We start from the raw sequence: 4,174 nt of genomic DNA, 5'->3' as shown, positions 1-4,174 counted from the left end.
CAGCCGACCGTCATCGAGTTCGGCACCGGCCGCTGGGCCTTCCTGTTCGAGCGCGGCGCGGGCGAGGCCACCGCGGGGCCGTCGCTTCAATCGCCGTGGCCGGTGCGCCTGACGCTGAAGCGCCTGCCCGCGCAAGGCCAGGCCGACCGGCTGCTGTGGAGCGAGAACGGCGCCGCGCCGCAGATTGGCGAGCGGGTGGACATCGTCGAGCGCCCGATGCGCTGGACCAACGGGGCGCTGAGCCTGGGTGGCACCTTGATGCTGCCGCCCACACCCGGCCCGCATGCCGCCGTCGTGCTGTCGCCGATGTCCACCGACGCACCGCGCGAGGCCTACCGCCAGCAGGCCGAGTTCTTCGTCAGCCAGGGCCTGGCCGCCCTCATCTACGACAAGCGCGGCGTCGGCGAGTCCAAGGGCGACGTGCGCGAAACCGGCCTCACCGACCTGGCCGACGACGCAGTCGCGGCCGTCCGGCTGCTCAAGCAGACGCCGGGCGTCGACCCGCAGCGCATCGGCGTCTGGGGCCATTCCCAGGGCGGCTGGGTCGCCCCGATCGCGGCAGCGCGCAGCAGCGACGTCGCCTTCGTCATCGCCCAGTCCGGGCCGTCGGTCACCGCGGCCGAACAGGAGATCTACCGCGTCGAGACCAGTGCCCGCAAYGAAGGCCTGAGCGCTGCCGAAGTGGCCGAAGCGGCCGATTACGAGCGCCGCCTGATGCACTGGGTGAAGACCGGCGAAGGCCGCGAGTGGCTGCAGGACGCGGCGCGCACCAAGCTCGACGCGCGCTGGGCCCACCTCGTGGAGTTCCACGAGAAGCTGCCCGACCTACCGAGCCGGCGCGCCCAGACTTTCTGGTACTTCGACCCCATGCCGTCCTACGCCCAGGTCAAGGTGCCCATGCTCGCCGTCTTCGGCGACCGCGACGCCTTCGTGCCGGTCGAGCGCAGCGTGGCGCTGCTGCGCCAGGCCCTCGCGCAAGCCGGCAACCGCGACCACCAGATCACCCTCCTCGACCACGCCGCCCACGGCCTGTGGGCGACCGACCTCGACAGCGGCCACAAGGCGGCCACGACGACGGGCTTTCACGCCGACTACTTTCCCACGCTGGTGCGCTGGCTGAAGGCGCACGGGCTGACAGGGCAAGGGACCGACAAGCGCTGACCGCCTGATCGCTCCAAGCGCACGCTCGCATACGACGGCGAAGCGGAGCCGGCCCGACGACTTGTTTCACATCAGCGGGTAAGCCCGATGGTCGAACTAATTGTTCGCGGCTCGAATTTATTTGCCCATGACAACGCTGCCATTCACAAGGTAGCGGTCATGGGCGATGACCCTTTCAACCATAACGGAGACATATGAAATCAATCCACCGCGCGTTGGGCGCTGCCGCCTTTGTCGTCATGTCCCTCGCCTCCCCGGGCGCGCAGGCCGCCACCTGGGGGGCCTCCTCGCCCGCCACGTCATCCTGCTCGGCCCCCAACCTGTTCGCCAGCTGGAACTACGGCAGCTACAACTTCAACAACGACGTCTGGGGCCCGTGCGGCGGCGCCGCCGTCGGCCCGCAGACCATTTGGGTCAACTCGAATGCCGACTGGGGTGTCTGGTCCGACCAGCCCAACACCGGCGGGATCAAGTCCTATCCGCACATCGGCTACGCGGTCAACCGCACCATCAGCTCGCTGTCGCAGCTGTCGTCCACCATCGCCGCCACCACGCCGGCCGGCGGCGCCTGGTCATCGACCTTCGACGTCTGGGTGGGCAACAACGCCCACGAGATCATGCTGTGGCTGAACTACACCGGCACCGCGGCCGGCTGCGGCAACGTCAAACCCATCTCCTACAACTGGAACGCGCAAGGCTGCGCCATCCCCGTCTACACCAACGTGAACGTGGGCGGCGCCACCTGGAACGTCTACCGCGGCAACAACGGCGCCAACATGGTCTATTCCTTCCTGCGCACCTCCAAGACGAACAACACGACCATCGACGTGCTGGGCATCCTCAACTACCTGAGGAACCTCGGATGGATGGCCGACCTGGTCGTGGGTGACGTGCAGTACGGCTTCGAGATCACGTCGTCGTCGGGCGGCATGAACTTCGGGTCGAGGAACTTCTCCGTCACCGTGAGGTAGCCGCGGCAAAGCGCGGCCAGCACGGCCGCGCTTACATCCCCGTACACCTGGGCGTGCTCGCTGCGACGCACTTGTTTCAACATGGCCGCCGGCACTTCGGCCGGCGCCCTGTTGAAGAAGAACAAATGCAAAGCGACCCGATCAAAAAGAGCATCGGCGGGCTCGTCCTGCTGGCCACGGCCGTCGGCCTGACGGCCTGTGGCGGCGGTGGTGGCAGCCCCCTGCCGCCGCCAGCCCCATCGCCCGCTCCCACGCCCTCTCCTGCGCCGCCGCCACCTCCGCCGGCCCCTGCTCCGGCTCCCACGCCTTCCCCCGCACCCGGCGCCGCGCCGCAGATCGGCGGCTGYGATGTCTTCCCCGCCACGGCCGTGTTCAACACGCGCATCGACGACGCGCAGCGCTTCCCCGTGCACGCCAGCAGCGCGGCGTGGATCACCAGCATCGGCGCGACGAGGTCATTTCATCCCGACTGGGGCACCAGCGAAAACCAGCAGCAGCCGGCCGACTACTACGGCATTCCGTACAACGTGGTGGACGGCAGCACCGCCGCCACGGCCACCAGCAGCTGGCCGACGGTGGCCTTCAATCCCACCGACCCACGCGCCGGCAGCGGCGACGGCGCGCCCGACGAGAGCGACTGCGGCGCACCCGTGGGCGGCGGCTACAGCCTCGTGCGCGACTGCACGACGCTGACCGCGCCCAACCGCCGCTTCCCCTTCCCGCGCGACGACCTGCTCAAGGCCGAGGGCGGCGCCTGCAATGACGCCCAGCAATGCGGTGACCGCCATGTGCTGGTGGTCGAGCAAGGCAGTTGCCGACTGTGGGAAAGCTACGCCAGCTACAAGGTCAACGCGCAGTGGTACAGCTACTCGACGGCTGCGTGGGACCTGAAGAGCAACGCCATGCGACCCGACACCTGGACCTCGGGCGACGCCGCCGGCCTGCCCATGCTGCCGCTGCTGGCGCGGGCAAACGAAGCCAGCGCGGGCGAGATCCGCCATGCCTTGCGCGTCACGCTGCGCGACAGCGTGCTGGCCCGCAGCCACGTCTGGCCGGCGCGCCATCACGCCGGCGGCGAGACGGCCGGCGGCGTGCCCTTTGGCGCCGTGCTGCGCCTGAAGGCCAGCTTCTTACCGCCAGCCTCCTGGAGCGCCCAGGCCAAGGCCGTCGCGGTGGCGATGCAGCGCTATGGCCTCTACGTCGCCGACATCGGCTCCGACCTGTACGTGCAGGGCGAGCCCAGTGCGCAGTGGCAAGACGCGACGATCTCGAACTTGAAGTCGCTGCGGGCGTCGGACTTTGAGTTCGTGGACATGGGAGCGATCACGGGTGATAGCCGGTTCAGCGGGGATTCATTCCAGGCGAGTTGGTAGTCATCCCCCTCGGTCTGCAGTGGCCGACCGGCGCCTGACGCACCACACGGCCGCTAACGCCGCCAGCACAAGGGCCGCGCTTGCGGGTTCAGGGTTGGTGCGGTGCTCGGGCGACTCCGCGATGGCGGCAAAGATCGTGCCGCTGCGCACGTTGCCCGTGACCRGGCTGAGGTACTGAACGGTCAGGGCGCCCGCCAACTCGCCGAGGCGTGCGCTGGTGGACTTGCCATCCTCCGGATCGATATAGCCAATGTTCGCGGCCTCACCGGCGTCGATGCTTCCGTCGCCGTCGTCGTCGCTCCAGAACAAAGAGGTCAGCGTGACGTAGTGGCCACCGTCGGTGCCGAAGTCGAGCAGCAGCTCGATATCCTGGTTGTGGCTCAACTCGTTCAGCAGGAATTGCGGCGTCGGGTTGGTTTCGTCGATGTTGTCGGGCTTGGCACCGCCCTCAACCGGATCCCAGTCCTTCACTTGCCCGTGGATGACAGTGGTGTTGGGCGCCACCGTGTCGAAGTACTTCTGCTTGCCGTTGATGAAGTTCGTGATGTGAGTGCCCTTCTCACAGCAGGTGTCCATGTAGTTCTTCGCCAGGTCGGCGGCAACCGCAATAAGTTCGGCTTGAGTGGGCTTGGTGCCATCGACTGCCGGGATCAGCTTGGAGCCGTAGAT

At 68.0% G+C, this 4,174-nt stretch carries 4 protein-coding genes; 3 read left to right on the top strand and 1 reads right to left on the bottom strand.

Annotation, left to right across the window (positions count from 1 at the left end; genetic code table 11):
* From AC1DU6_RS22100 to AC1DU6_RS22090, 3 genes are all read left to right on the top strand, one after another.
* A partial coding sequence (locus tag AC1DU6_RS22100; RefSeq protein ID WP_477859624.1) for an alpha/beta hydrolase family protein occupies positions 1 to 1,161 on the top strand: 1,161 nt, incomplete at its 5' end.
* Positions 1,162 to 1,355: 194 nt separating this feature from the next.
* Positions 1,356 to 2,132: a GH12 family glycosyl hydrolase domain-containing protein gene (locus tag AC1DU6_RS22095; protein ID WP_457446362.1), complete on the top strand. Its 777-nt coding sequence runs from the start codon at positions 1,356 to 1,358 to the stop codon at positions 2,130 to 2,132.
* 125 nt (positions 2,133 to 2,257) lie between these two features.
* Positions 2,258 to 3,505, top strand: coding sequence for a hypothetical protein (locus AC1DU6_RS22090; protein WP_457446364.1), 1,248 nt, complete (start codon positions 2,258 to 2,260; stop codon positions 3,503 to 3,505).
* Here AC1DU6_RS22090 and AC1DU6_RS22085 read toward each other — a convergent pair.
* The coding region (locus AC1DU6_RS22085; RefSeq protein WP_477859622.1) for a hypothetical protein at positions 3,506 to 4,174 on the bottom strand (669 nt) is incomplete at its 5' end. It abuts the gene before it with no gap.

Source organism: Roseateles sp. P5_B10, from assembly GCF_056400485.1.
This window is presented reverse-complemented; position numbering and strand designations above follow the sequence as displayed.